Here is a 4,105-nt window from a genome sequence, read left to right on the forward strand (position 1 = left end):
GAGCATGTCGGAGCAGAGCACCACGACGGGTGTTTCGGCCGCCTCGGCCAGTGCTTGCGGCAGGCGTACCCGTAGCTCGTCACCGAGCAACGCGAAGCCGGTGAGGCCGGCGCCGACCGCGTCGATCGGGGCCGGGCGGTCAGTGACCAATTCACGGACTAGGGGCGTCAGGACCGCGACCGCGTTGGCCGCGTCCACCCCACCGGAGCCGATACGGGTTGGTCGATCTGTGCTGGTCGTGGCGATAATGACGCCGTCGCGCGCGAGGGCGGCGCGAGCGCCGGTGCCGCCGACGTCGAGGCCGATGGTGAGCACGCCGGGGACGATACACGGCCCGCCACCGTCACGGTGATTTCTTAACGATCCAACAAAGGTGACGGTTAAACCTTGACAACGGCAACGGCGACCCGGCACAGTCTCACCACTCGCACCGCACACGAGGCACCACCCCTAGATCTCCCATCCCCACAGACCTCCCATCAACGAAGAGGGACACCCGAATGTCTGCACAGGATCTGACCCGTCGCACGGTGCTGCGCGCCGGCGCCGGCGTGGCTGCGGCCGCCGGATCGGCGGGCCTGCTCTCGGGCTGCGCGCTCGGTGACGACGAGCCCGAGTCCAAGTCCGACAAGTACGAGGGCACCAAGAGCGACAAGAACCCGCTCGGTGTCAAGGAGGACGCCCCGCTCGAGGTCGTCATCTTCAACGGCGGCTTCGGCGAGGACTACGCCAAGGCGCACGAGGCGATGTACAAGGAGACCTACCCGAAGGCGGAGGTCAAGCACTCCGCGGTCGTGGAGATCAACAAGACGCTCCAGCCGCGGTTCGTCGACGGCACGCCGCCGGACTTCATCAACGACTCGGGCGCCGGCCAGATCCCGCTGGGCGACCTCGTCGCGCAGAACCAGCTCGCCGACCTGACCCCGCTGCTCGACGCGCCCAGCCTCGACGTGCCGGGCAAGAAGGTCCGCGACACCCTGCTGCCCGGCGCGATCGCGTCCGGCACCTTCGGCGAGGGCGTGTACGCGCTCAACTACGCCTACAGCGTCTACGGCATCTGGTACTCCCGGAAGCTGTTCACCGACAAGGGCTGGGCGTACCCGAAGACCTGGGACGAGCACATCGCGCTGTGCAAGACCATCAAGGCCGCCGGCATCGCGCCGTGGACGTACGCCGGCAAGCACCCGCGCTACTTCAGCTGGGCGGTGCTGTCGACGGCCATCAAGCTCGGCGGCAACTCCGTCGCGCTGGCCATCGACAACCTCGAGCCGAACGCGTGGACCTCGGACGCGATGAAGACCGCGGCCGACGCCTGGTACCAGGTCGTCAAGGACAAGTACATCCTCGAAGGCAGCCCGGGCCTGGACCACAAGCAGTCGCAGGCCGAGTGGTGCAAGTACAAGGCCGCGTTCATCCCGAACGGCTCCTGGCTCGAAAGCGAGCAGAAGGACGTCACCCCGGCCGGCTTCAACATGTCGGTCGCCCCGACGGCCAGCCTCGGCGCCGGCGACAAGCTGCCGTTCGAGGCCATCCGCGGCACCGCCGGCGAGCCGTTCATCGTGCCCGCCAAGGCCAAGAACGAGCGCGGCGGCCTGGAGCTCATGCGGCACATGCTGTCGATGAAGGGCGCCAAGGACTTCACCACGAAGGTGTCCAGCCTGACCATCGTCGCCGGCTCCGCCGACGGCGTCAGCCTGCCGCCGGGCCTGTCCTCGGTCGTCGACGCGCTCAAGGCGTCCGGCACCAACGGCTTCAACTGGGTGTACCCCGTGTACTACCGCAAGCTGGAGCGCAACCTGGTCGACGCCGCGTGCGGCGACTTCTTCTCCGGGCGTACCACCCCGGACGAGTTCCTCAAGGCCTGTCAGAAGGGCGCCGACGAGATCGCCGCCGACAGCTCCTTCAAGAAGTACAAGCGCACCGCGTGATCCGGCTAGACGGAGGGGGAGCCCGGCGTGGGCTCCCCCTTTGGGAGGTGACACTGTGAAGCACGGGAAATGGCCGCTACTGGCGACCTTCCTGCTGCCCCCGTTGGCGCTGTACGCGTACTTCGTGATCTCCCCGTACGCGCAGACCTTCGTCATCTCCACGACGGACTGGCACGGGCTCTCACGGAACTACAACGTCGTCGGGCTCGACAACTTCAAGCGACTGTGGAACGACGAGCACATCTGGAACGCGCTGCTGCACAACCTGTGGCTGCTCCTGCTGCTGCCCGTCGTGACGATCCTGCTCGGGCTGTTCCTGGCCACGATGCTCAACGTCGGCGGGCGCAGCGGCCGGATCACCGGCGTGTGGGGCGCGTCGGTCTACAAGCTGATCTACTTCGCGCCCCAGATGCTGTCGGTCGCCGTCATCGGCGTGCTGTGGACCGAGGTCTACAACCCCCGGTCGGGCCTGCTCAACGCGGGACTGCGGGCGATCGGCCTGGACGGCCTGGCGCAGATCTGGCTCGGCGACCCCGACGTGGCGCTGGGGGCGGTCGTGGCCGTCATGGTCTGGTCGAACGTCGGCTTCTACGTGGTGCTGTTCGGCGCGGCGATGCAGTCGGTGCCCAAGGACATCTACGAGGCCGCCGCGCTCGACGGAGCCAGCCGGTTCGCCACCATGTTCAAGATCACCGTCCCGCTGCTGTGGGACACCATCCAGGTCGCCTGGGTGTACCTGGCCATCATCGCGATGGACTCGTTCGCCCTGGTCCAGATCATGACCCGGGGCGGGCCCAGCTTCTCCACCGACGTCATCGGCGAGCGCGTGTACGACGTGTCCTTCGGGGACTCGCAGTTCGGCTACGGCTCGGCCATCGGCGTGGTCATGTTCTTCCTGACCCTCACCATCACCGTCGTCGCGCTGCGACTGACCCGCCGCGAGAGGATCGAGCTGTCGTGAGCACTCTGACTTCGGCCGACCCGGCGACCGAGGCCGCGACCACCCGGCGAGCCCCGGCTACCCGCTCCGGCGGCAAGAGCCTGATCGACGGCACCCTCAACGTCTTCTCCCACGCGTTCCTGCTCGTCTGGGGTCTGCTCACCGCGCTGCCGCTGCTGTGGGCGGTGCTGAGCGCGTTCAAGAGCGACAACGAGATCCTGTCCGACCCGTGGGGGCTGCCGGGATCGCTGCGCTGGGACAACTTCAGCCGCGCCTGGACGCACGGCCACATCGGCCAGTACTTCCTCAACACCGGCATCGTGCTGATCGGCTCGCTGACACTGACCATGCTGCTCGGCGCGACCGCGGCGTACGCCCTGGCCCGGTATCAGTTCTGGGGCAACCGGATCGTCTACTTCGCCTTCGTCGGCGGCATGATGTTCCCGGTCGTGCTCGCCTTCGTGCCGCTGTTCTTCGTCGTCCGCGACGCGGGAATGCTCAACACGCTGCCCGGCCTGATGCTGGTGTACACGGCGTACTCGCTGCCGTTCACGGTCTTCTTCCTCACCGCGTTCTTCCGTACGCTGCCCACCGCGGTCAGCGAAGCGGCCCTGATCGACGGCTGCGGACCGTTCCGGCTGTTCTTCCGGGTGATGCTGCCGATGGCCAAGCCCGGCCTGATCAGCGTCGGCATCTTCAACTTCCTCGCCCACTGGAACCAGTACCTGCTGCCCGTCGTCCTGCTGAAGGACGAGAACAAGTACGTCCTGGCACAGGGACTGGCCGCGTTGGCGGTCAGCGAGGGCTATCGGGGCGACTACTCCCGGCTGTTCGCCGGGCTGACCCTGGCCATGCTGCCCGTCCTCGTCGTGTACGCCGTGTTCCAACGGCAAATCCAGGCCGGACTCACCGCCGGTCAGATGAAGTGACGGATGATGTGCCCATGACGACTGTTTCCTCCGGCGCGGCCGCCTCCGGTTCGGGTGCGCTGCGCGACACCCCGGCGATCGACGCCGACTCCCTGCTGGCCCGCCTCCGGGGCCTGCTGCCCTCGCTGCCCGACTCCGAGCAGGCGGTCGGCCGGCTCGTCATCGAGCAGCCGTCGGAGATCGCCCGGGCCAGCATCTCCGAGCTGGCCCGGCGAGCCGGCACCTCGGCCACGACGGTGACCCGGTTCTGCCGCGACGTCGGCCTGACCGGCTACCACGAGCTGCGGCTGCTGCTGGCCGTGGCGGTC

4 protein-coding genes and 1 pseudogene are annotated in these 4,105 nt (G+C 67.8%); 4 read left to right on the top strand and 1 reads right to left on the bottom strand.

The window, feature by feature from the left end; genetic code table 11:
• Window positions 1–315, bottom strand: a 315-nt coding sequence (locus AB0M47_RS42245; protein WP_363424560.1) for a hypothetical protein, incomplete at its 3' end; no start/stop codon positions are given.
• Between the two features lie 185 nt (window positions 316–500).
• Between AB0M47_RS42245 and ngcE the strand changes: the two genes are divergently transcribed.
• From ngcE to AB0M47_RS42265, 4 genes and pseudogenes are all read left to right on the top strand, one after another.
• Window positions 501–1,928, top strand: a complete 1,428-nt coding sequence (gene ngcE, locus AB0M47_RS42250; RefSeq protein ID WP_363424563.1) for an N-acetylglucosamine/diacetylchitobiose ABC transporter substrate-binding protein — start codon at window positions 501–503, stop codon at window positions 1,926–1,928.
• A gap of 55 nt (window positions 1,929–1,983) precedes the next feature.
• Window positions 1,984–2,889 carry a sugar ABC transporter permease gene (locus AB0M47_RS42255; RefSeq protein ID WP_363424566.1) on the top strand — a complete coding sequence of 302 codons (906 nt, stop codon included), beginning with the start codon at window positions 1,984–1,986 and terminating at the stop codon, window positions 2,887–2,889.
• Between the two features lie 83 nt (window positions 2,890–2,972).
• On the top strand, window positions 2,973–3,797 hold the full coding sequence (locus tag AB0M47_RS42260; protein WP_363424569.1) for a carbohydrate ABC transporter permease: 825 nt from the start codon (window positions 2,973–2,975) through the stop codon (window positions 3,795–3,797).
• Between the two features lie 14 nt (window positions 3,798–3,811).
• Window positions 3,812–4,105 (top strand): annotated as a pseudogene (locus AB0M47_RS42265) (RpiR family transcriptional regulator); the annotation flags it as partial.

Origin of the sequence: Hamadaea sp. NPDC051192 (assembly GCF_040682475.1) — a bacterium.
In the GTDB taxonomy this organism is placed as follows: domain Bacteria; phylum Actinomycetota; class Actinomycetes; order Mycobacteriales; family Micromonosporaceae; genus Hamadaea; species Hamadaea flava.